Origin of the sequence: Jeotgalibacillus proteolyticus, assembly GCF_002926065.1 — a bacterium.
Classification (GTDB): domain Bacteria; phylum Bacillota; class Bacilli; order Bacillales; family Jeotgalibacillaceae; genus Jeotgalibacillus; species Jeotgalibacillus proteolyticus.
The window spans coordinates 516,060-539,540 of the sequence record NZ_PREZ01000003.1 but is presented as its reverse complement, the minus strand read 5'-3'; the positions used below and the strand labels follow the sequence as shown (position 1 = coordinate 539,540).

Here is a 23,481-nt window from a genome sequence, read left to right as displayed (position 1 = left end):
GCACTTTTTAGTACTTATTCAGGATTATATGGATTAACATGAACAAACACTTTTTTAATCTCCTGATGCTTCTCAAGAAGGGTTTTCTTGACCTCTTTTGAAATCAAGTGGCCTTCCTCTACAGTTATTTGAGGATCAACGCCTATTTTTATATCGATAACTACGTAATGACCATGCGTCCGAGCGAGAAGCTCGTCCACTCTTTCGACACCAGGCAGTGCTTCAGCCGTTTTAAAATAGGGGCTTGTTTTTTCAGATTGAAGCACCTGCTCCATCATAATTAAGCTTGATTCCTTCGCGAGGGAGTAACCTACTTTAATAACCAGCAAGGAAACGGCGATCCCGGCGACCGGATCTAAGTAGACAAGGATCGGAAAATCAAACTTATCACCGATAATCGCTCCTCCTACACCGATAAAAGCAGCGACGGAAGACAGGGCGTCTGAACGATGGTGCCAGGCCTCAGCTAACAGAGCGGATGAATCAATTTTTTTTGCCAGCCGGAATTTATATTGGAACATTAATTCTTTTGCAACAAGTGATATTCCGATCGCAACTAAAGCGATAGTGGCAGGAGATGATGGCGTCTCGCCGAAAAACACTTGGGAAGAAGAAATGGCAATTTCAATTCCAACAACAATTAACAGGATGGCCACAATAAAGCTTGCGATATTTTCTGCTTTTCCGTGTCCATATGGATGCTCTTCATCCGGCGGTTTTTGTGCCGTTCGAAGCCCCATCAGGACGGCAAAGGATCCTGCCACATCAGAAGCTGAGTGTGCTGCATCTGCGATCAGCGCCCGGCTCCCGGATATCCACCCGACAACCCCTTTAAGTATGGTTAAAAGTATATTTAAAATGATGCCCATCCAGGTTGCGAATCTGGCCTGTTTAAAACGAGTATCCATGCGTACACCACCAGTAAAATAATTTGCCCTAAAAAAGAGTGCTACTTATCCTACCAAGTGAACCCCGTGTGGGTCTATAGAAACCTTTTTGTAAGCTGCATACTTTGTTTCGATATAGAAAACAACCTATATGATAGGAACAATGTTGCGTAGGTGCAAAAAAACAGATGTGCTGTAAAGTGGTTATTTTGGTATCATTAGGAAAAGCGAACTATTCTTATTCGATGACAAAATCAAAAGGGGATTTTCAAATGAAATGGGTAGATGATCTGGCAGGTGCCATCTATGATTTTTTCAAGCAGATTCTCACAGGCCTCAGTTATTTTGTAGCGGGTACGCTCATTGTGGGGATTCCGCTTTATTTCATTGCAAAGGCAGCTGAGATAATAGGAAAGTAAGTCAAAAAGATTTTGCCGGTTAATTAAAAATGGTTAAAGTGAGGAGAAATGTTGATGAAAGCACCTATCGCAAAGCGAATTCCGTTTAAGCACACCATACATAACGATGTCAGAGAAGATGATTATTACTGGATGAAGGAAAGAACAGATCCAGAAGTCGTGTCTTACCTTGAAGAAGAAAACAAGTATACGAATGAAATAATGCGCCCGCTTGAGCAAAAAACTAATGAGATTTTTGAAAGCATGGTAGCCCGTGTGCCTGAGGCTGAAGAAAAGGTGCCGGTTCAAAACGGTCCGTACTTTTATTATTCACGGCAGCAAAAGGACAAGCAGTACGCCATCTATGCACGCAAAAAAGCAGCAGGCCGTGAGCAGCTGACTGAAGCAGAAGAGGAAGTGCTTCTTGATTTAAATGTGCTTGCGGGAAGCGACGACTATTTAAGTGTTACCCAGCAGCGGTTAAATGAAAAGCAGACGAAGCTTGCCTATCTTGAAAATCGCGACGGATCAGACCGTTATACCTTGTATATTAAGGATTTGACAACAGGAGACTTGCTTAATGACAAGATAGAAAATGTATATATCTACGGCAGCATCGAGTGGAGCAGATGCGGGAGGTATATGTTCTATGTAACCGTTGATGACATGCAGCGTCCTTACCGTTTATGGCGACATGAGATCGGCGGTGCAGAGTCTGACGAGCTTTTATTTGAAGAGAAGGAAGTTACGTTTGCCTTGTTTATCTCTAAAACACAAAGCGGAAATTATATCACTGTGCAGTCAAGCTCAACGATGACAGAAGAAGTCCGCCTGATCAATGCTGATGAGCCGCTTGCGCCTGTCGAGCTGGTTGACGAGCGACGAAGAGGAATTAAATATGAGGTTGAACATTGGGGGGATCATCTGCTGATTCTGACCAATGAGGATGCACTGAACTTTAAGCTTTTGCGCTGCTCTGTATCAGATTTTTCAGAGCGGGAAGAAGTCATCCCATACGATGAAAACCGTTATCTTCAGGCTATTTATCCAACGAAAGATAAACTTTTCCTGTTTGGGCGTGAAAATGGACTCACTCAGATTTGGATGCTTGAAAATGAAGAACTGCAGCAGCTCGACTGGCCTGAGCCGCTATATACACTGTCGATTGTTGGCGGGCAAAGCTATGAAGCTGAGGAACTTTTAATTGAGTACGAATCCCTATTAACCCAGGACACGACGTACAGTCTTGAACTTACAACAGGTGACAAGCAGGTCATTCATACAGCCACAGTCAATGGCGAATATAACCCTGAAAGCTATAATCAGCACCAGCTGTGGGCGACTGCGCGTGATGGAGTAAAAGTACCGCTTATGGTCACCTACAAAAAAGGAGCTCTTGATAACGGTCCGGCACCATTGATTCTGACCGGCTACGGGTCTTACGGAGCTGACAGCAATCCTTATTTCAATGCATATCGACTTCCGCTTTTAGACAAAGGTATTGTATTTGTCACAGCACAGGTGCGGGGCGGGGGAGAAATGGGCAGACATTGGTATGAAAACGGAAAAATGCGCCATAAGCTCAATACCTTCACTGACTTTATTGATGCAGCGAAGTTCTTAATTGAAGAAGGGTATACTTCATCTGAAAAAATCGCGGCTCGGGGCGGCAGTGCAGGCGGTTTGCTCGTTGGTGCTGTATCGAATATGGCGAGCGACTTATTTAAAGTCATCGTCCCTGAAGTACCGTTTGTCGATGTGCTGACCACGATGCTTGATGACACGATTCCATTAACCACCTTAGAGTGGGATGAGTGGGGCAATCCTCAAAATGAAGGGGATTATACGTATATGAAGTCCTACAGCCCATATGACAATGTGGAAGAAAAAGACTATCCGCATATGTACATTACGACTGGATTAAATGATCCAAGGGTTGCCTACTGGGAGCCTGCTAAATGGGCAGCCCGTCTGTGCACAATGAAAACAGACGACAACACACTCGTACTGAAAACCAATATGGGCGCAGGACACTTCGGTGCATCAGGGCGTTTTGACCATTTAAAAGAAGCCTCGGAGGTTTATGCGTTTATATTGGATAAGCTTGGTGTGGAGTAAGATTATCAAATTTAAAACCCAGTTATCTTCGGAAGATGACTGGGTTTTGACTATTTTTAATTTTTACGGTGTAGATGAGGAAGCAGCAGCTGCCTGGTCAGCCTTCACGCAATCGATCGCCACAACGAGTGAGATCATAAGGGTCTCCATCTCTTCATCCATTACTTGTACCTTATAGCTGTCACCCCAGGTAAACCATGCTTTATTCACCTGCCCGATGATTTCCCCGTGCTGTAAAACTTGAAAGTCCATGTCCCACCAGTTGCCGCTTACAGTAACGCCTGCAGCATCAATGGAATAGTTAGCTTTAAAAAAAGAAAACTCTTTTTGTATCGTTAATACCTCTTTGCCTTCTACCTCTACAAAAAACTTAGGTAAAAAGCTGAATGTTTTTTTCGTAATCAGTGCTACTTCTTTTCTCTGTGTATTCATGATGGAGAAGGTCTTTGGAATTCGCATGAAACTTCCCTCTACATAATAAGCATCCTGCTCATCCTGATCCTTTACAGTAAACCTTCCGTTAAGACTAAATACCTTCTGCTTAATATAAAGCTGCTTCATTATTATGCCTCCCTAACCAAAAGTATTTGTTCTTATTTACGAATGAAAAGGAAGTTGGTTGCAGGCGGAGACATAAATTTCAAAAATTATTACCTAATTTAAAAAGGTCTGGGACAAATGTGTCTCAGCCTCCTAAACCCGGTTCACTTCGCTTCAGGGGGACGCTTTCCGCGGGGCGGGGCTTGAGCTAACTTGCTTTCAGCAAGTGGATCTCAAGCTCCCGCTGCATCCCGCAGGAGTCGCCCCCTTCCGCTCCGTTCACCTCACGTTTCTAAATTTATCGTATTGTCTCAGGGTCTTTCAATTATTATTGAAGGGGATAGCTCCGGACCTTCGATCACAATGGCAGTTAAGCCATCGTCCGTTATGGTTTCGTGCCATTCATCCTTTTCCCAGAATACTGCATCGCCTGCTTCGGCGTTTATGTATTGGTCTTCTTTTCCCTTCACCTTGCCATTACCTGAGACGACAAGCATCAGTTGAGGGACAGCTGCCTGATGATACCCGATAACACCGCCGGCATCTAAGTGCATACAGCTTATTTGTACAGCGCTCTCCGTTTTTAGAATACGGGACATAACAAAATCTGAGCCAAAATGTGTTACCTGCTTGCCGCTTTCTGAATCAAATCGAAAAAACTGCATCACACCGCTCCATTCTAAAGTAGATATGGATTATTTTACCTCATATTAAAGGTTGTGAGTATGTTAGATTTCATTAACTAAAAAACCGTCCAACTACTCTTAAAATGATAGGGAGAAGAACAAAGAAAACATTTAGCCCCTGTAAGATGCGCCCTAATGAACTATTATTCTTGCCTTCTCGTTGATTAATGACTAGAAAGGAAATAATCCCTAACACCGGAATGAGCAGACTTAACAGCAACCCATCCAGCACTGCCCCGTTAGCATAAGCTGAAATGAGAAAAATACTAAAAACGATATTCAGCACTGCCAGTATCATTGGAAGTAAAAGACCTTTCTTTTTTCTTTCAGTACTCATCCTATCCACCCCTTTTAAATTGCCGGCCTCGACATGATTTATCCGTTATTACTTTATTTACCTTAAAAAGGGGCGGATAAAAGTGAAAGTTATAAAATTTCTTCCATTTTTCTAAAAGGGGAGTGGAGAGCGAGATATTTATCTGCTTTTTATGCGACAAAAAAGGGATTAAGACAGATGTGTGTCCTAACCCCTTATCCGGTTCACTGCGCTTCAGCCGGACGCTTTCCGCGGGGCGGGGCTTGAGCTAACTTGCTTTCAGCAAGTGGATCTCAAGCTCCCGCTACCTCCCGCAGGAGTCGCCAGCTTCCGCTCCGTTCACCTCACGTTTCTAAAACGATTTATACTTTTTCAGTAATCTTTCTGTCCTAACTAAAACCATTTACCTCAAAATCTGCTGATGCTGCTTCAACCCCATTGACCAGGAGTGTAATCGTATGATGTCCAGGATAATGGACCCTGGTCGTGAGATCCTTAAAAGAAAGAGTTCTGGCGTAGCTTTTTCTTCCTGCAGAAACGTCTCCCTCGCTCAGCTTAAAAACCTTTCGATTTCGATTGCCGCGTTTTTTAATATAATCAATGGCAAAATCAACCCGCAGCTTTTGAAGAGCTTCTACCTCAAGCTGGAACGAAAAGACTAGTTCTCCGCCAAGCTCCACCCTCTCAGATACTTTAAATTCTTTAACATGAACACGATCAGTGCCTTCAAAACCAAACAGTGAAAGAGCTTCAGGATGACCCTTCTTTAATAAGGTTCTGCTCGCATGCCGTAAAATCCAGTCCGTATGTGGATGCTCCCCTTTATTTTCGCGAATAAGTTTCAGTATAAGCTCAGGGTGAGTTTTCGAGACATCATTTAAATGATTAGCTACACTTTTTCGGACGTAGAGCGAGTCATCCTGCAGCAGCTTTAAGAGAATAGGGAAGGCGGGTGTTGGGTCTTGGATCAGGGAAGGTATCGCCTGTCCCCATGGCAGCCTTGGCCGTGCGCCTTCAGATGCTAAACGCCTTATGTGTTCATTGCTGTCTTCTGCCCATCTGGTCATAATCGCGAGGCAGCGTTTGAGGTCTTTTAGTAAAAATGAGCGGATCGCAAATTCAGAGGTCGAAGCAGCTGTCAGGTTTTTAAGCGCACGGAAGGAGCGGTCCCAATGATCCTGCCCGTAGACGTCAATGTAATCGGGGAACACAATCCCAGGGAGACCGCTAAAGTCCTGCGCGTTCTCTTCAAGCCAGTCAGCAGCTTCGCTAAAATTCTCTGGAAGAAATGGATGCATTGAAACGGTAATGTGGCGTGCTCTTTGTTTGAAGCTTAGCTCATTCCATTCAGGAGATAACACCTGTTGCTGAAACGACTCTGGATCTCCAAGACGGCTGCCTAATCTCTGGATCCAATCCAGTGTATAAACGTCCTTGATTAGTGACATTCACATTCCTGCTTTCTGTTTTGTTGAATTCAAGATTTTAAATATTTCTTTACATTGATTATAAACAAAAGAGGGGTTGAGACCAAATGTGTCTCAACCCCTCTTATCCGGTTCACTGCGTTTCAGGCGGACGCTTCCCGCTTTATCCCGCAGGAGTCGCCACCTTCCACTCCGTTCCCCTCACGTTTCTAAATAAGCTGTCATTAAATCTATAGTTACTCAGTTATTGTTATATCCCAGGTTCATTTCAAAAGATGCAGCTTAAAAAAGGGACATAATTAACCCGGCCAGAAGCAGGATAATGGCTCCGCCAAGTCTTGAAGCGATTTGTGCAAAAGGCATAAGCTGCATGCGTTTTGCTGCGGATAAAACGGCTACATCGCCGGTTCCACCCATATTGGCCATGCAAAGTCCTGCTGTAATGCCTGATTCGATCGGATAAAATCCAACTAAACGTCCAATGATGGCTGCACCGATCACAGCGCCAAGTACAACGGCAAGGACGATTACAACATATTGGAACGACAGAGCACTTAAGACAGCACCCAGATCCGTGTACGCAACACCAATTCCAAAAAGAAGCGCAAGTGTAAAGGCTTTAGCGACAAATTGATACCACTGGCTTGCGCCTTCTACCAATGCTTGCGGAAGAAGATTTAGCACCTTTGCAGCGGCAACTAAAATGATCATAATGGCGTATGGGTGGATAGGGAGAACTGCACCAAGCAAATGGCCCAGTGTAAAGAATAGTAAGGCTGCCAAAAGTCCGACCGAAAGCTTTTGCAGATCAAATTTCGTCGAGGGCTTTTCTTCTTCAAAGCCGTCAATCAGCTTGCCATTCCCGGTTAAAGATGGCACTTTTTGACCCAGTTTATTTAAAAGACCTGCAATGATAATCGCAAAAACATTTCCTAATGCAAGAGCAGGCACCAAAATGGATATATAATAGCTTGCCGGCTGTCCGAGAAATTCAGAATAAATTTGAGCCATCGGCACAGCGCCTGCACCCATGCCGCCGCCCATAATAGGAAGTGTAATAACGAGTACAGCTTCTTCAAGTGTGAATCCGATTAAGCTGCCGATTGCTGCTGCTAAAAGAACAGCCCCTAAAATAGCTCCAAAGATAGGCGCAAAGTAACGAACACCTACTTTAACCAGTACTTTCGAATTCATGCCAAGAATACTGCCGGTAATTAATGCGGCAATATAAAAATCAAGAAAACCGCCAGTTGTCATGAAGCCTTCAACAGAAGTGGCAACTCCTTCAGGGAGCAGGCCGCTGTAAACAAGGTAAGCAGAACCGAAAATGGCTACGATTGCTCCGCCCCCCAGATAGCTTTTAATGATCGGCGTACGGTCGCCGATCCAGCCAAGTGCTTCTCCAATCACGATCATCACAAGAAGGCTCCCGATCATACCGGCCGGAAGGGTACCCGTATAAACTGCCGCTATAGTAATGACAGTAATCAGGGCGAACCACTGGATTGGAATGTTAAAAACACTCACTCCCCGTCTTTCAGTAGAGAGGGGAGGTGCTTCCTGCAGCAATGGTGTTTGTGGAAGCTCCTTAGCTTTGCGCATCGTTTTCAGCTCCTTCTTTTGCGATTTGTTCAACAGCAGCAGCGACTGCGTAGGATACCTGCTGGTTTAATGAGCGCGGAATAATGTAATCGGCATGGAGCTCCTCTTCAGAAATTAAATCAGCAATTGCTCTTGCCGCAGCAAGCTTCATCGGAATGGTAATATTTGTAGCGTTTGCTTCAATCGCACCTCTGAAAATTCCAGGGAATGCAAGAACATTATTTACCTGATTCGGGAAATCTGAGCGGCCTGTCGCAACAACTTCAGCACCTGCCTTGAGCGCGTCGTTTGGATAAATTTCCGGAACCGGGTTTGCAAGTGCAAAGACAATCGCCCGTTTTGCCATGCGCTTTACTTGAAGGGGACGAAGAGCATTTGGACCCGATACGCCAATAAAGACATCTTTGTCAGAGATCACATCATCCAGGGTGCCTTGAAGTAAGTTTTTGTTTGTGCGTTCAGCGATTTCCTTTTGTGCTTCATTCAGCCAGGAAGCCCCCTTACAGACAACGCCTTCAAGGCTGACAAGCGTAATATGTTCAAAGCCGGCATCCAGTAATAGTCTAGCGATAGAAATTCCGGCAGCACCGGCCCCATTAATAACGATTTTTGTATCTTTTGGGTTCCGTTGAGTAAGACGAAGCGCATTATATAAGCCGGCAAGAACAACAATCGCTGTCCCGTGCTGATCATCATGGAAAACAGGGATATCGAGCTCTTCTTTCAGTCGGCGTTCAATTTCAAAACAACGCGGAGCCGAAATATCCTCAAGATTAATTCCTGCAAATGTAGGTGCAAGCGCTTTAACAATACTGATAATGGCTTCAGGATCTTTTTCGTCGAGACAAATTGGAAATGCGTTTAAATCAGCAAATTTTTTAAACAGGATGCACTTTCCTTCCATCACAGGCATGGCAGCCTTCGGACCGATATCACCGAGTCCGAGAACCGCTGTTCCGTCGGTGATCACTGCGACCGTTTGTCCACGGGAAGTGAGCGTGTTAACCCGTTCGGGATATGCCTCGATCTCCTGGCATATCTCAGCCACTCCGGGTGTATAGACAAGGCTTAAATCCTGCTCTGTTTGAATATCAATCTTGCTCTCTATCGATAACTTTCCATTGAATCGTTCGTGCAATTCAACTGCTTTGCTTCTATTTCTCATTACGACCATGGTAATTCCTCCTCTTAGAAAACGCTTTCAAGTAAGTTGTGTTCTATCTTAAAAGAAAAGGGTTACAGAGCCTATATTAAGAAACTTTAAAAATAATTTCGTAAATAAAAAAAGCAGCCGAGGCTGCTTTTAGTTTCGTCAAAGAAGATGGTCAATCAGTAAAAGATTTTCTTTTCGTATAACGTATAAGTGAAGAGGGCGTCCGACAGAGCCGTATGTTACCCGCTCGCCCAATACCCCGGCTTCTGCGAGAAATTTTAAATATTTTCGAACCGAGACGGTGGATATACTGCTTTTCTCCGCAACATGCTCAGAGGAGAAGGCTGATTCCGGAAGTGATTCAATCGTTTTAACAATGGTCCGGAGCGTATTGGTTGAAAGCCCCTTCGGAAGCTCAATCTGTGCGGACTCTTTCAATGCAAAAAAGCGTTCATCCAGCTTTTTCTGATCAAGTGTATCGTGTGCCTGAAATAAGATGTGCTTTTCTTTATAGGAAAGAAGCGCCTGCTGAAAGCGAGGAAAGTCGAAGGGCTTCATAATATAATCTACTGCTCCATGCCGCATCGCTGTTTGAACAGATTGTACGTCTGAGGCAGCGGTGATCAAAATGGCGTCTCCATTCCAGTTTTGCTCAGTGCGAAGATTTTTTAACAGGTCCAGTCCGTTTTTAGCTCCAATATAAATATCAAGCAAGATCAGATCCACCTTTTGCTGCTCCAAAAGGGCAGCTGCCTCAGCATATGTGTAGGCAGCTCCTGCAAGACGGAATCCCTCAACTTCATTTACATACGACTGATTTAATTTGGATACCATTGGGTCGTCTTCAATAACAAGAACGTTAATCATGATTGTCTGTCTCCTTTGCTTCATACTCAAGCTCAATCTTGAAGGTGGTGCCGCTATTGGCAAACGAGTCGACGGTCATCGTACCGCCAAGCTCTAAGACGATCGTATGAACGAGGTAAAGCCCGTAGCCTCGGTCATCCCCTTTCGTCGAAAAGCCCTTCGTAAAAATAGTTTCAAGATGCTCACGTGAAATGCCGGCGCCGGAATCCGAAACGTCAATCTGCAGCTTTTGATCCTGATAGGAAAGGGTCACAGATACTTGTTTAGTAGGACTTTCTTCTGCTGCCTCAATGGCATTATCGATCAGATTGCCAAGGATGGTAATAAAATGATGCTTCATTTCCTCCTTCTTAGGAGAAGGGATAATCATTGGACAGCTGATTGTAAGAGCGACCTGTTTTTCCCGCGCATAGCTTAGCTTTCCGATCAAAAAACCGACCATAACGGGGTCTTTGACATTTTGGGTAAGACGCTCGGTTTCATCAAACTGATGCTCGGTCAGTTGATAAATATAGGTTTTTAAGTCATCATACGATTCTGTGCGAAGGAGTCCAAGAATTACATGCAGTTTATTTTTCATTTCATGAGATTGGGCCCTTAGCGCTTCGCTGTATAGCTTAACACCTGTGAGCTGCTCGGCAAGGAGATTAACCTCTGTTTTGTCGCGGAAGGTCGAAATAGCACCCACGATTTCATTATCAACCGTCAACGGCATCCGATTTACAAGGAGGGTTAAATGATTGATCCGAAGATCCTCATCAAGCTCTGCTTTTTCTGTTTTAAGTATACGGGTAAGACCGTTGTCCTTCAGGAATTCGTCTGCCTTCATGCCGACAGGATGAGAGGCAAGTCCTGCTTCCTTAAACAGTCTTTGGCCTGCTTCATTAACAAGTGTGATTGTTCCGGTATGATCAACCGCTATTATTCCTTCGCGAACAGACTGGAGCATTCTATTCCGTTCTTCAAACGTTTTTGCGATCACAGCAGGCTCCTGGCCATGAAGCTGCCTGCGAATATACCCTGCGATAAGAAAAGCGCCAATTACGCCAATTAAAATCCCAAGACCTGAGACGGACAAAATAATTAAGTGGCTTTCTGTAATCAGCTGTTCAATTGCCTCAAGTGAATCCCCGACAGCAACAGCTCCGATTTGTTCACCCGACTCATTGTAAACAGGAGTGAAGGATCGGAGAGAAGGGGAGAGTGAGCCCTGTGACCTCGAGCTGTATTCTTCTCCCTCAAGAGCTCTTTCTTCGTCATCTCCCTGAAATTTTTCACCGATTAAAGAAGGATCCGGGTGGGACAGACGAACGCCTTCCATATCCATTACGACAACAAAGAGCAGTTCTGAGGTTTCCCGGACGCGCTCGGCATAAGGCTGAACGAGGGAGGAATTGTTTTCTGCAAGACCTTCCTGCACCTCTTCTTCCTGTGCGACAAGCCTTGCAAGCGTGAGTCCTTTTTGCTCCTGCTCCTTCAGTGTGTTTTCAGCGATTGTACGGCTGATAAGCATATCCGTTGCGGCAAGTGACACCGTCACAACGGCAATAATCAGGAGGATAATAATCGCCCGCAGCGTTAATCTTTGTTTTTTCACCTCATTGCCTCCTGTCCTTTACGTTCATAATTCTTACTTAGCAGTTACATGATACCTTATAGGCAAGTGTTATTCAGCCATGTTATGAAAATACTCCTCAATAAAACGTCTAAAGGCCTGAGTGGCGGGAGATAAGTATCTTCCTTTCATCCACGCAAGTCCAATCGTCCGCTCGCTTTGAAGCCCTTCAATTCTAATTTGTGCAAGTTTACTATGATCAATCCCGCGCTGACTTGGCAGGATCGATACCCCAAGACCTGCAGCAACAAGACCTGCGACAGTATCCGCCTCATCACCCTCAAACATAATTCTCGGTGAAATACCCGCTTGTTCAAATAATCGCTCAACTGTAATCCGTAAAGAATAGCCCTTTTTTAAATGAATAAAGGATTCTTCTGCGATCTCATTCAGGGTAATGGTTTTTTGTCCGGATAAAGGATGGTCGATTGGAAGGATGGCAAAGAGCTCCTCGCTCCAGAGCGGTTCCCACTCAATAGGGGCATCCATTTTCATTGTCAGGCAGAGATCATACTCTCCTGATTGAAGCTCCTTTAAAATGGTATGAGAAGGACCTTGTCCGAGCCTAAAATGGACCTTCGGATAGCTTGTACGAAAAGAAGCAATCAGGTCAGGAACGAGATTTGTACTGAGTGTATGTAAAAAGCCGAGCGATACGACTCCGTGATCTGGCTCGAGTAAATCCTGTATTTCCTGTTTGCCTAAGTCAAATTCATTCATCATTGATTCAACCCTTTGAAGCATTATCTCCCCATAGTGGTTCAACCGGATCGACCGGCCCTCACGTTCAAAAAGAGGAACACCGATTTCTTCTTCAAATCTGGCGATGGACCGGCTGAGAGCGGGCTGGGAAATATTAAGGATTTCAGCAGCACGGGTAACATGCTGAATACGGGCAAGTGTTTTAAAATACTGAAACTGATGCCATTCCATAAAAGTGCCTCCTATTCATTACATAGATGCATTAAAAACATGATAATTATGAATTATACAATATGAATTAAGCATGATACCATAAAATTCATACTATCGGATAAAAAGAGGGCAGGGGGTGGCACTAGTCATGAGTTATATTCAGCGGGGAACGCCGGTATTTCGCAAAACAAGCTTAGCTTTTTTTGCCGCCGGTTTTAATACATTTGCAATCCTTTACAGCACTCAGCCGCTTTTGCCTGTTTTCTCGCAGGAGTTCGGCGTTTCACCAGCCACCTCAAGCTTATCCATCTCCATAACGACGATAACCCTTGCCATCAGCCTGCTTTTTTTCGGCTCACTGTCTGAGGTGTGGGGCCGAAAACCGGTCATGGTGATTTCCATGTTTACAGCTTCTCTATTATGTATACTTACTGCATTCAGTCCGGATTTTGTTGTGCTCTTGATTTTTCGTGCCTTACTTGGTGTCGCGCTGGCAGGACTGCCGGCCGTTGCGATGGCTTATCTGGGAGAAGAAATAGAACAGCAGAGCCTTGGAGCAGCAATGGGTCTTTATATTTGCGGGAATGCGATTGGCGGGGTCTTTGGCCGGGTTTTTTCAGGGGTAGTTGGCGACCTTTTTAACTGGCAGCTCGCTGTTGGAGCCATTGGGGTGCTTGGGTTCGCTTCAACCATTGTCTTTCTTGTAAGTCTTCCGCAATCCCGGAACTTTCACTCAAAAACCATGCACCCGGGAAAGCTTTTGGCATCTCTTTTCGCTCACTTAAAGGATCCGGGCATGCTTTATTTATTTGGAATAGGCTTTATTATTATGGGCTGTAACGTGGCGATCTTTAATTATATGGGCTATGCCCTGCTTCAGGCGCCGTATTCATTAAGTCAGGGCTTTGTCAGCTGGTTGTTTATTGTGATGATCATTGGCATGTACAGCTCCGTGTGGGCAGGGAGACTCGTTGAACGTCATGGCAGGCAGAAAATGCTTACGATCTGTTTAACGATTTTAGCTGCAGGAACGCTCCTTTCACTCGAAGGGCATCTGATAAGCAAGATTCTCGCGCTTTTAATCTTTTCATTCGGCTTTTTTGCAAGCCAGACCGTGGCAACAAGCTGGGTTGGGTACCGGGCGCTTGAAAATAAATCACAGGCCTCCTCGCTCTATTTATTCCTTTACTATATAGGATCAAGTATTGGGGGTACGCTGGGCGGGATTTTCTGGTCAATGTACGGGTGGCTCGGAGTAATTGGCATGGTCAGCGGATTTTTACTTCTCGGCTTAACCTTCGTCTGGGGGCTTTCAAGACTCGAAACAAGAACGGAAAAAGCGGTACGCTATCGCTATAATCATTAAAAATTCTGTGAGAAGCTAAATATAATTTGGCTTCTTTTTTGCTGTCTCTATCCAACTTCAACCCTTATCGGTATGCTAGAATAAAAGGATAAAAGGTGAACGACAGAAGCATGAATCGTATCCCTAAAGAAGGAGCAGGATAAGATGGACAGTATTATTTTCGACTTAGACGGAACCTTATGGGATCCGAGAGAAACCGTATTGGCTTCATGGAATAAAGCGCTAAAAAATAGAGGAATGGACGTTGAGCTGACGACTGAGGATTTAACAAAAACGATGGGTCTTCAACTGCATGAGATTGCACAGGTTCTGTTTCCGGACTTAAATGAGCAGGAGCAGATTAAGCTGATGAAGGAGTGCTCGGCAGTTGAGATTCCGTATGTTGCAGACAACGGAGGCGAACTGTATCCCCACCTTGAGCAAACGCTAAAAGCCTTATCGCAGAAGTACCGCTTATTCATCGTCAGCAATTGCCAGGAAGGCTATATTGAAGCGTTTTATCATTATCATAAGCTCGATCATTACTTCTCTGATTTTGAAAACCCGGGGAGAACCGGACTTTCAAAAGGGGAGAATATTAACCTCGTGATCAAACGAAACCAGCTCGAAAGCCCGATTTATGTGGGGGATACACAGGGAGATCGGAATGCTGCACGTCATGCAGGAATTCCATTTATTTTTGCGAAATACGGATTTGGGAATGTAGATGATTCGGATGATGTAATTGAAGGGCTTGATGATCTAGTCAAAAAATTCGGCTAAGGCTTGGCTACTTTAAGGAGGCGTTTTTGCAATGGCGTACGAACAAAAAACAAAAGAGAATGACGGCAGTGTAATCGAGTTTATTGAATCGGTGGACCATCCTAAAAAGAAAGAGGATGCTTACAGACTGCTTGATATCTTTACTGAAGCTTCAGGCTATGATGCAAAAATGTGGGGACCAAGCATGATCGGCTTCGGCTCCTATCATTACAAGTACGAGACAGGACATGAAGGTGACTCGTTTTTAGCAGGGTTCTCTCCAAGAAAGTCAAAAATCAGCCTGTATTTTGCCACTGGTGATCCAACGAGAGAAAAGCTTTTAAAGGATTTTGGCAAGCATACAACCGGAAAAGCCTGCGTGTACATTAACAAGCTGGATGATATAAATGTTGATGTTCTGAAGGCATTAATTAAACAATCCGTTGATTTCCTACAGGAAATGTATCCGGAGAAAGTTCCTGAATAATTAATCGCTTAAAGCTCTCCAAGGAGAGCTTTTTTCTATGCAAATTTATTTCCGGATGGAAATTACATGTAAAAGGCTGATTAATTGGGTAAGAGACATTTTGTGTTAAATAAGGTCCACTAAATTTAATATTCTTGCATGTTCCTTATGGTAAATCTTAAAGAGGTTCAGTAGTTTAGGTTCAATTATGAAAATAATGGTTTGTGTTCCTGTTTTTAGAGTATATGGGTGAAAAGGAGGTTATTAAATGATTAGAAAAAAAGCACATCTACTATTCTTTCTGGCTGGGTGTTTTGTAGCAGCTGTCATGCACACAAAGGAAACGCAGGCAGAGAGTCCTCTTCAAACCGGCGATCAGGGTGAACACGTTTTCCAGGTACAGGAGAAGCTGACACTTATGGGGTATTTGGATACAGCGCCAACGGGGTATTTTGGTCCGTTAACAGAGGAAGCTGTGAGAGGGCTTCAGCAGGATTTCCTATTGCCAGTCACCGGTGTGGCAGGAGCTGAAACCTTGTATCAGCTTGATGAAGTTGAAAAAATGGCCAAAATTGTCCACGGAGAAGCAAGGGGTGAATCGTATGAGGGGCAGGTGGCAGTAGCAGCTGTCATTAAAAACCGTTTACATTCTCCAGAATTTCCATCGACTATTGACGGAGTGTTATTTCAGACAAATGCATTTACAGCTCTAATGGACGGACAGTACTATTTAACACCAGACTATGTGGCATATCATGCTGTCAAGGATGCTTGGAGAGGCTGGGATCCGAGCTATGGAGCGGTTTATTACTACAACCCGGAAATTGCGACCTCTTCCTGGATTTTTGAAAATACAACACCAAAGCATACAATTGGCAGTCATTTGTTTGCAGAGTAGGATTGTAAAAGGGATTTTACTACATATCAAGGGATTAAAGGGCTGGGACAAATACGTCTCAGCCTTTATCCGGTTCACTGCGCTTCAGTCGGACGCTTTCCGCGGGACGGGGCTTGAGCTAACTTGCTTGCAGTAAGTGGATCTCAAGCTCCCGCTTCCTCCCGCAGGAGTCGCCGCCTTCTGCTCCGCTCACCTCATATTTTTTAAGTTAATGAAACCATTTCTGTTAAAAACCGTATTTACTCATATAGGTAACAAATACATGTACAGCCGAGTTCTAATCACTTAGGACAAGCAGAAGGAGGAGTAGAATGAAATCCCTAACCAAAAAAAGAACAAAAGCAATCTTTATCGATTTTGCTATTTCGTCCATTGTAACGGTCGGAGTGGAGCAGCTTCTACGGAAAAAAATTAAAAGTGAATTTGTTCATGCGGTAATCACCCCGTCGGCTGTTATGTGGGGACTTGAATATCTCCAGCTGCGGAAATGCGGACAGACAATCGGGTATAAAGCGATGGGTTTAAAGCTTGAGAGCAGTGGCGGATCCGAATTATCCTCACAGCAAATCGCCAAACGGTTTTTATATCGTGATACAAAAAGCACCTTGGACTATCTTAAAAACAGGGAAGGCTTTGAAGGACAGGAAGGCGCTGTATACCCTCATGATGCCTATGCGGGGACTACAGTAAAAGAGATTAAACCTTCAAATTAATTCCGCCACAGCAAAAAAGCAGCACAGGATGAGCTTCATCCTTTGCTGCTTTGAATTTTATCAATTAGCCTCTTATGGTGTAGAGCCCTTCACTTTTAAATACGCCTTCCATCGCTTTCCGGCCCTCTGTCAGAATGGCAAAACGCCAATCATGATCATCGGGATAGAACATGGCCTTGAATTCACTTAAGATTTTTTTACGGTCTTCTTCATGAACAGCACCTTCAAAATATAGACGGTTCTCGAGTGTCATGGTTAAGAATTCACGAATGGTTGCTGACATGCTCGTTCCAAAAGTACCGAATTCAAAGAGTGCAGAGAAAAGCCTTGTTTCCGGGAATTCCATATTTTTGAGCTCGTAAAAATGATTGGTGGAATCTCCTTTAACGTTTGAGGGGCTGAATACTTGTATGTTCTTTAGTCCATATTCTTTTTTCAGCTCTTTTTCACTGCGTCCGTCAAGCTCGCTTATCACCATCGTAACTTCATTGGTAGGGCCGAGCGCTGTATGCCAGTCCATATGAATGACCTTTCCAAATGAGGAAAGCAGCTTTCGTTGAACAGAGGTTAAAAAGACGGCGGATTCTTCTTTTTCCTTCCCTCCAAAATAGACTCCTTTAGGGAATTCAAACTGACCCATTCCTTTGGCTTCCATCAGTCCGCTGTAGCCTTCAGAGACAGCGCCTCTTGACATATGATTGCGGATTTCCGCTTCCTCGGACATGAGACTTTCAATTTTCCCGTCAGGCAGGAACAGCTTAAGCAGTTTTTCATACTCTGTGTTTATGTCATCAGGCACGGTTTCTGAATTAAGTAAGTAATTTCTGTTCAGATCAACATTATTCTCTGTTACACGGCGGAAATTCCTCATTCCCCAAGGATTAATTGCATGAATTAAACAGATGCCTGTCCGCTTCTGATCAATCACATCAGCAAGCTCAGTCATAAAGACATCAAGCATGGCAGCTCCTGCAAAGCCTTCAATTCCGTGCTCTCCGGTTGTCATAAACAGCACCCGTTCATTCACTTCAGTGCCTTCTGCATAAATCATATCGATCGTGTTATCCTCTTCCTTGCCAATCGGATGGGTTGTCAGCTCCGCATTTGGCCAGTGGCTTTTTACCTTCTCGAAATTCTTCCAAAAAACCTCCCGTGACTCCTCATACGTAGTTTGAAAGTACTCATCTATTGTTTTCATCGCACGCATCCTCTCCTAAGAATCTATATAGTCTAGCTTTCCACTTATCGGGAATGACGAAACCTATATAGAAAATAGCTGAATTCGCAAAATAGATGAGATCTAAAGAAAGGTGTACGATAAAAGAAGAAAGGGGGAGCAATGATGAAGCAAACAGAACGATTTTTATCTTTTTTAGAGGTCGAACGAAAAGAGCCAAGTCTATCTTATTTAAACGAGTTAATTCATGCACATCAGACTAAGGTTAAATGGGAGACACTAACCAAGTTTATTGATTATGAAGAGCTCTCCCCTGCAGATTCCTATCTTCCATCCGTTGAGGATTATATAGAAAGAGTAATAGAAAAGAGAGCAGGGGGGACCTGCTATTCACTTGCCAGGGGATTCAGATGGCTTTTGGAGGATCTTGGGTTTCAGGTGAACTATCTTTTAATGGCGCCGGGGCATATGTGTTTGCGTGTAGATCTGGACCAGCCGTATTACGTCGATGTAGGCTACAGTGCGCCGCTTTTTAAGGCTTATCCGCTTCATCAGTCTTTTACTGTCCATGCAGCTGCTGAGACGTTTAACTACACAGTTAAGAGTGATAGAGAGGTTCTTGTAGAACGTACACCGGGACCAACGAAGACGCTGAAGCCTGAACCTGTTGGGTGGAATGAGATGACCAAAACCATTCTGAAAACCCATGACTGGGAGGATGGCTTCGCTTTTCAAACACTGAAGCTATTTGGCTATATTGACGGAGTGGCTATTTCGTTACGGAATAATGAGCTTCGCCAATTCAAGGAAAGTGGCATTGAAGATCAGGTTCTTTCAAGGGATGAAGTAATGATGTGGGTGAAAAAGTTTGGATTGGATACGGGACTTTATGAATCTGCAGTAGAGATTTATAAGAAAAGAAAAGGAAATGAACCTTACTAACCTTTGGCTTCTCTGATAAAGAAGCTCTCGAATATTTTGTTGAATTCCATTGAAGTCAAAGGACCTCTGGAGATGGTACGTCACTTTACAACCCGGAAGCGCAGATGGGTCTCACTCGCAAAAGCTGATGTTTCGGTGCGTTCCAGCTTGATGCGTTCTCCCAGTTCTCCAAATAGTGAAACTCCATCACCAAGCAGTATGGGAACGATAGCCAGTACGATTTCATCCACAAGACCAAGTCTGAGGCACTGCCGGGAGATGCGGCCGCCTAAAAGAGCAACACTTTTATCGCCGGCACTTGCTTTGGCGGTCTCAACGGCGTGTTTAATATCGTCAACGATAAAACGGTAGGTAATGCCATCCTTTTCAATCGGTTCATGCTTTTCATGGGTCATGAGGTAAATGGGAACCTTCAACATGCCGCCATACGGGATTTCTCCCTCTTCAATCGTATTCATTTTATTTGCGCCGCCAACTATCGCACCTATTTCACCCATGACCTTATTGACTACTGCATAATCTTCATCCGCCGCTTCAAAGTCAAACATCCAATCGACACCCCCATCCTTGTCAGCCATAAACCCGTCTAACGTTATCGTTGCGTGAATAATAACATTTGCCATTGCGATCTCTCCTTATTTCTGAGTTTGTAGAAACTAGAAATGCTTTTGAAAATCGACCAGGGATTTATACTGTTTCTAAGGGCTTTTAGGTATGCTCCATCGCTGCACATAGAGACAACTATTCAATCTTTTTACTAAATTCTACCCGGCACGAATTGCTTTGAACAAGATGCTTTAGAACGACTGTTTCACACAACAGTTAATCATTCAAAAGAAGGTAAGCAAGATTATTAAACTATCCATTTTAAAAATATTGGTTTCTAATTAAATGAAGCTATTTCAAGTGCTTCGTTTCGTATAAAATAAACGGAGAACAGAAATTTCCAATTAACCAAAAAGGAGAAAAAATCATGCAATTATACAGTGCACTTATTCTATTAAGCTTGATATGGGGTCTTTCCTTTGTTTTTATTTCAGAAATGATTAGTGTAGCGGGGGTCTGGGGGACCGTATTACTGCGCTGTCTGGCTGGAGCTGTGATCTTACTACCTCTTTTCATTACGAAGGTAAGAAAAGAAAAGGGAACCGGTCCGCTTCCGTGGAAGGCGATTATTACTGTGGGGATCTTTAATGCCGGACTGCCTTGGGGGTTGATTGCCCTCAGTCAAACTGAAATTACGAGTAATACAGCCGCTGTTTTGAATGCTTCTACACCGATTTTAACCGGCTTGATGGGATTCATCTTTTTTTCTGTCCTGCTCACGAAAAGGCAGTGGGGCGGAATTGCGCTGGGTTTTATTGGAATACTTATTTTGATCGATTTTAATGCACACGAGCTCTTGACCGGTCATTTTATTGGAATCGGAACAATGGTGCTGGCGGCCGCCTGTTACGGATTTTCATCCCAATTTTCAAGAAGACATCTTCAAAAGTTAAATGTACTCGTCCTCACTACACTCTCTTTACTCGTAGGGGCTTCAGTTGGCCTGGTAGGGGTTTTATTTACAGAGCCTTCATTCGTTACGAATGTGGTGGGTTCTATAGATGCAATTTTTATTATTTCTTTAATTGGCTTAGGCTGTTTAGGATCCGGCGTTGCTCATTTGCTCTTTTACTATTTAATCAATAAGGGAGGAGCAGAGTTTGCCACGACTGTAACCTATCTCGTACCTTTAACGGCTCTTTTGTGGGGGAAGGTGCTTCTTGGGGAGGCTGTAACTCAAAATTTACTGGTTGGCCTGGTAACCATCTTTTTAGGCGTCTATTTGGCAAATTGGAAACCAAAAAAAGAACGGCAGCATTTTCTGAGCAGAAAACAGGCCTAAATGGAAACGATAAGCCCTTAATACCGGGGAGAATTCTCGGGTTGTTACTAAAAAACTAACAGCAATATCCTCTTTTCTTCACATAACCTAGTGTTTATTTACCCTCTTTTGGGGAAGGCAAATAATACCACTGGTAAATATTACAGGGACTACAACTAAGAGGGAGAGAAAAGGATGAAAAAATCGATTTATTTGTTCATGTTTTTGGTTTTGACAATGGGCCTTATTCTTGCAGCCTGCGGAAATGACGAGGAATCTCAGGAAGGCTCGGATACTTCGAATGAAGAGACTACCGACAGAGATACTGATACTGAGGACGAGGCTGATATCGGAGAAGACAGGGATACGGAGTCTGAAATGCCGGAGAACCTGACTGTTGATTTAATCAATGAGGATGAAGAAAATGTAGGAACAGCGGAGCTTGCAGAAAGTGACGAGGGTGTAGTAATCACTCTTAACGCTTCAGGACTGCCTGAAGGAGAGTTTGGCTTTCATTTTCATGAAAACGGTCAATGTGATGCACCGGACTTTGAATCAGCCGGAGATCATTTTAACCCGACAGATGCAAGTCATGGAACGGACCATGAAGATGGACCGCATGCTGGGGACCTCCCAAATCTTGTTGTAGGTGAAGATGGAGAAGTTCAGGAGGAAATCACAGCTGAACATGTAACGCTGCAAACAGGAGAAGAAAATTCATTGCTTGATGATAATGGAACATCGCTAGTGATCCATACAGAAGCAGATGACTATGAAACGCAGCCATCTGGTGACGCAGGAGATCGCATGCTATGCGGAGTAGTCAGCCGATAATTCCTTTTAAATATGAAAGAATGCCTAAACACAGAGGCATTCTTTTTGTTTGGAAACAACAAAATAAATTGGGTTGCACATACACAAAATAGGGAACTTTTTCCTTGACCGTTCGTAAAAGATAAGGAGAGAAAAAATGAAAATTGAAGGAGGAAAATCAATATGGAAATGCTGCAGACAATTTCTATTCTGATTCCAATTTTAATCGTACTAGCAATTGTTGGAATCGCTGTTTTCATTTACTACAAGATCCGCTACAGAACGGCCCGGTCCAATCAAGCGCTAATCATTACAGGACCAAAGCTTGGAGATCCTGAGAAAGAAACGAATATTTTTACCGATACTGAAGGACGATCGATGAAAATAATCCGAGGCGGCGGACATCTATTGCGTATGCATCAGACGGCTACTCCGGTTGAATTAACATCCTTTCAATTAAAGCTGACAACACCGCGTGTCTACACAAATGGCGGCGTGCCGATTGTGGCAGATGCAGTAGCGATGGTAAAGGTAGCAGATACGTTAAAAGGGATCGCTAACTACGCTGAGCAATTTCTTGGGAAGAAATCTGCTGAGCTTGAAGAAGAAATTTCAGAGGTGCTAAGCGCGAACCTTCGAGCCATCCTTTCAAAAATGACGGTCGAACAAATTAATGAGGACCGTGAAGGGTTCAATGCCCAGGTAACAGAGGTTGCTCAAAAGCAGCTGGATGATATGGGCTTTAGAATCACTTCTCTTGGATTAACTGACCTGAGAGATTCCGATAAAGAAAATGGCTACTTAGAAAATCTTGGCCGTCCGCGTATTGCAGAGGTGCGGAAGCTTGCTGAAATAGCGGAAGCCAACAGTGAAAAAGAAACGCGCATTCAGCGTGCCAATTCAGATAAGGAAGCAAAGGAAGAAGAATATAAGCGCCAAACGGAGATTGCTGCTGCTCAAAAGCTGAAAGACCTAAAGGATGCAGCAATTAAAGAAGAAACAGAACGAGCCCGGGCGAAATCCGAGCAATCCTATATCCTCGAGAAAGCAAAGCTCGATAAACAGGTACAGGAAGAAGAGCTGGGCATCATTGCCAAGCGTAAAGAAGAGGAGCTGCGGATTTCGCAGTTTGAACGCTCCCGTCAGGTAGAAATTGAAGAAGAAGAAAACAAAATCCGTAAAGCCAAAGCAGATGCTGATTATTACTCGGTTACAAGACAGGCAGAAGCTGAAGCGAGAAAAGCAGAAATTGACGGGGAAGCAAAAGCCCGCATCAGACGTGAAGAAGGGCTTGCAGAAGCTCAGGTTATTCTTGAGCGCGGTAAAGCAGAGGCTGAATCAAGACGCTTACTAACGGAAGCCATTGCAAACCATGGAGAAGTCATCCTGGCTGAAAAACTGATCGAAATGCTTCCGGTATATGCAGAAAAAATTGCACAGCCATTATCCAACATCGATTCTGTCAAAATCATTGATACAGGCGATGGAAAAGGCGTCTCCAACTATGGAAAGAGTATAACCCAAACCATGGTAGGACTTCAGGAACCATTAAAAGAGCTTGTAGGCATTGATGTCTCAAAGCTCCTGTCAGATGTCGTCAACCGCGGAAACACCCATACAGTCGTTTCGCAAAAAGAAGCGGCTGCAGCAGCAGAGTCGGCCTCGTCGACTGAACCGGTTAAAGAGACAATGGAAGAAGCTTCTGGTGAACAGGAAAATAAAGAGGATACCGGAAATGATGAAAAAGCATAGGGTTTAAAAAACCTCACAGTGCTTAAACTTTATTGATCGATTCTTTTAAAGAAAGAGGCTGGGACAAATGTCTCAGCCTTTTTTACCCGGTTCACTGCGCTTCAGGGGGACGCTTTCCGCGGGGAGGGGCTTGAGCTAACTTGCTTTCAGCAAGTGGATCTCAAGCTCCCTCTTCATCCCGCAGGAGTCGCCCCCTTCCACTCCGTTCACCTCACGTTTTTA

The 23,481-nt window shown here is 44.0% G+C and carries 23 protein-coding genes; 11 read left to right on the top strand and 12 right to left on the bottom strand.

Annotation, left to right across the window (positions count from 1 at the left end; all coding sequences use genetic code 11):
* Positions 1-14 precede the first annotated feature (14 nt).
* The gene (locus tag C4B60_RS09715; RefSeq protein WP_104057793.1) at positions 15-908 is read right to left on the bottom strand and encodes a cation diffusion facilitator family transporter; all 894 of its coding nucleotides are present in this window, start codon (positions 906-908) and stop codon (positions 15-17) included.
* A gap of 251 nt (positions 909-1,159) precedes the next feature.
* Here C4B60_RS09715 and C4B60_RS21420 point away from each other — a divergent pair, with 251 nt between their 5' ends.
* Both C4B60_RS21420 and C4B60_RS09705 read left to right on the top strand, forming a co-directional pair.
* Complete coding sequence (locus C4B60_RS21420) at positions 1,160-1,306, top strand: hypothetical protein (protein WP_167578623.1); 147 nt, start codon at positions 1,160-1,162, stop codon at positions 1,304-1,306.
* Between the two features lie 54 nt (positions 1,307-1,360).
* The gene (locus C4B60_RS09705; protein ID WP_104057791.1) at positions 1,361-3,403 is read left to right on the top strand and encodes a S9 family peptidase; all 2,043 of its coding nucleotides are present in this window, start codon (positions 1,361-1,363) and stop codon (positions 3,401-3,403) included.
* 63 nt (positions 3,404-3,466) lie between these two features.
* Here the strand turns inward: C4B60_RS09705 and C4B60_RS09700 are convergent, their stop codons facing one another.
* The 9 genes from C4B60_RS09700 to C4B60_RS09660 all read right to left on the bottom strand — a co-directional run bounded on the left by C4B60_RS09700 (position 3,467) and on the right by C4B60_RS09660 (position 12,542).
* Positions 3,467-3,964 (bottom strand): LURP-one-related/scramblase family protein, encoded by a 498-nt coding sequence (locus C4B60_RS09700; RefSeq protein WP_104057790.1) that lies wholly within the window; start codon positions 3,962-3,964, stop codon positions 3,467-3,469.
* A 290-nt stretch (positions 3,965-4,254) separates the two neighbouring features.
* A complete protein-coding gene (locus tag C4B60_RS09695) occupies positions 4,255-4,608 on the bottom strand; it encodes a cupin domain-containing protein (protein WP_104057789.1) in 354 nt (117 codons plus the stop codon).
* Between the two features lie 73 nt (positions 4,609-4,681).
* Positions 4,682-4,966: a hypothetical protein gene (locus C4B60_RS09690; protein ID WP_104057788.1), complete on the bottom strand. Its 285-nt coding sequence runs from the start codon at positions 4,964-4,966 to the stop codon at positions 4,682-4,684.
* A gap of 368 nt (positions 4,967-5,334) precedes the next feature.
* On the bottom strand, positions 5,335-6,393 hold the full coding sequence (locus C4B60_RS09685) for a DNA alkylation repair protein (protein ID WP_104057787.1): 1,059 nt from the start codon (positions 6,391-6,393) through the stop codon (positions 5,335-5,337).
* 261 nt (positions 6,394-6,654) lie between these two features.
* A complete protein-coding gene (locus tag C4B60_RS09680) occupies positions 6,655-7,974 on the bottom strand; it encodes a 2-hydroxycarboxylate transporter family protein (RefSeq protein ID WP_104057786.1) in 1,320 nt (439 codons plus the stop codon).
* Positions 7,961-9,148, bottom strand: coding sequence for an NAD(P)-dependent malic enzyme (locus C4B60_RS09675; protein WP_209020075.1), 1,188 nt, complete (start codon positions 9,146-9,148; stop codon positions 7,961-7,963). Before C4B60_RS09675 ends, C4B60_RS09680 begins: the two co-directional genes overlap by 14 nt.
* A 138-nt stretch (positions 9,149-9,286) precedes the next feature.
* Positions 9,287-9,994 carry a response regulator gene (locus C4B60_RS09670; RefSeq protein WP_104057785.1) on the bottom strand — a complete coding sequence of 236 codons (708 nt, stop codon included), beginning with the start codon at positions 9,992-9,994 and terminating at the stop codon, positions 9,287-9,289.
* Entirely contained in the window at positions 9,987-11,591 is a 1,605-nt protein-coding gene (dcuS, locus tag C4B60_RS09665) for a DcuS/MalK family sensor histidine kinase (protein WP_104057784.1), read from the bottom strand. Before dcuS ends, C4B60_RS09670 begins: the two co-directional genes overlap by 8 nt.
* 69 nt (positions 11,592-11,660) lie before the next feature.
* Positions 11,661-12,542, bottom strand: coding sequence for a LysR family transcriptional regulator (locus C4B60_RS09660; protein ID WP_104057783.1), 882 nt, complete (start codon positions 12,540-12,542; stop codon positions 11,661-11,663).
* A gap of 130 nt (positions 12,543-12,672) precedes the next feature.
* Between C4B60_RS09660 and C4B60_RS09655 the strand changes: the two genes are divergently transcribed.
* From C4B60_RS09655 to C4B60_RS09635, 5 genes are all read left to right on the top strand, one after another.
* Positions 12,673-13,890, top strand: coding sequence for an MFS transporter (locus tag C4B60_RS09655; RefSeq protein ID WP_104057782.1), 1,218 nt, complete (start codon positions 12,673-12,675; stop codon positions 13,888-13,890).
* Positions 13,891-14,034: 144 nt separating this feature from the next.
* A complete protein-coding gene (locus tag C4B60_RS09650; protein WP_104057781.1) occupies positions 14,035-14,652 on the top strand; it encodes an HAD family hydrolase in 618 nt (205 codons plus the stop codon).
* 31 nt (positions 14,653-14,683) lie between these two features.
* Positions 14,684-15,118 carry a DUF1801 domain-containing protein gene (locus C4B60_RS09645; RefSeq protein ID WP_104057780.1) on the top strand — a complete coding sequence of 145 codons (435 nt, stop codon included), beginning with the start codon at positions 14,684-14,686 and terminating at the stop codon, positions 15,116-15,118.
* Between the two features lie 247 nt (positions 15,119-15,365).
* Positions 15,366-15,995, top strand: coding sequence for a cell wall hydrolase (locus C4B60_RS09640; protein WP_245153923.1), 630 nt, complete (start codon positions 15,366-15,368; stop codon positions 15,993-15,995).
* Positions 15,996-16,306: 311 nt separating this feature from the next.
* Positions 16,307-16,708, top strand: coding sequence for an RDD family protein (locus C4B60_RS09635; RefSeq protein WP_104057779.1), 402 nt, complete (start codon positions 16,307-16,309; stop codon positions 16,706-16,708).
* A gap of 64 nt (positions 16,709-16,772) precedes the next feature.
* On the opposite strand, the gene C4B60_RS09630 is transcribed toward C4B60_RS09635, so the two are convergent.
* Positions 16,773-17,906 carry a M14 family metallopeptidase gene (locus tag C4B60_RS09630; RefSeq protein ID WP_104057778.1) on the bottom strand — a complete coding sequence of 378 codons (1,134 nt, stop codon included), beginning with the start codon at positions 17,904-17,906 and terminating at the stop codon, positions 16,773-16,775.
* Positions 17,907-18,050: 144 nt separating this feature from the next.
* Here C4B60_RS09630 and C4B60_RS09625 point away from each other — a divergent pair, with 144 nt between their 5' ends.
* A complete protein-coding gene (locus tag C4B60_RS09625; protein ID WP_104057777.1) occupies positions 18,051-18,827 on the top strand; it encodes an arylamine N-acetyltransferase in 777 nt (258 codons plus the stop codon).
* A gap of 80 nt (positions 18,828-18,907) precedes the next feature.
* Here C4B60_RS09625 and C4B60_RS09620 read toward each other — a convergent pair whose 3' ends face one another.
* The gene (locus tag C4B60_RS09620) at positions 18,908-19,450 is read right to left on the bottom strand and encodes a dihydrofolate reductase family protein (protein ID WP_104057776.1); all 543 of its coding nucleotides are present in this window, start codon (positions 19,448-19,450) and stop codon (positions 18,908-18,910) included.
* 350 nt (positions 19,451-19,800) lie between these two features.
* On the opposite strand from C4B60_RS09620, the gene C4B60_RS09615 reads away from it, so the two are divergent.
* The 3 genes from C4B60_RS09615 (at position 19,801) to C4B60_RS09605 (ending at position 23,259) form a co-directional block, all read left to right on the top strand.
* Positions 19,801-20,715 (top strand): DMT family transporter, encoded by a 915-nt coding sequence (locus C4B60_RS09615; protein WP_104057775.1) that lies wholly within the window; start codon positions 19,801-19,803, stop codon positions 20,713-20,715.
* A 174-nt stretch (positions 20,716-20,889) separates the two neighbouring features.
* The gene (locus C4B60_RS09610) at positions 20,890-21,528 is read left to right on the top strand and encodes a superoxide dismutase family protein (protein ID WP_104057774.1); all 639 of its coding nucleotides are present in this window, start codon (positions 20,890-20,892) and stop codon (positions 21,526-21,528) included.
* Positions 21,529-21,690: 162 nt separating this feature from the next.
* A complete protein-coding gene (locus tag C4B60_RS09605) occupies positions 21,691-23,259 on the top strand; it encodes a flotillin family protein (RefSeq protein WP_104057773.1) in 1,569 nt (522 codons plus the stop codon).
* The last annotated feature ends 222 nt before the right edge of the window (positions 23,260-23,481 follow it).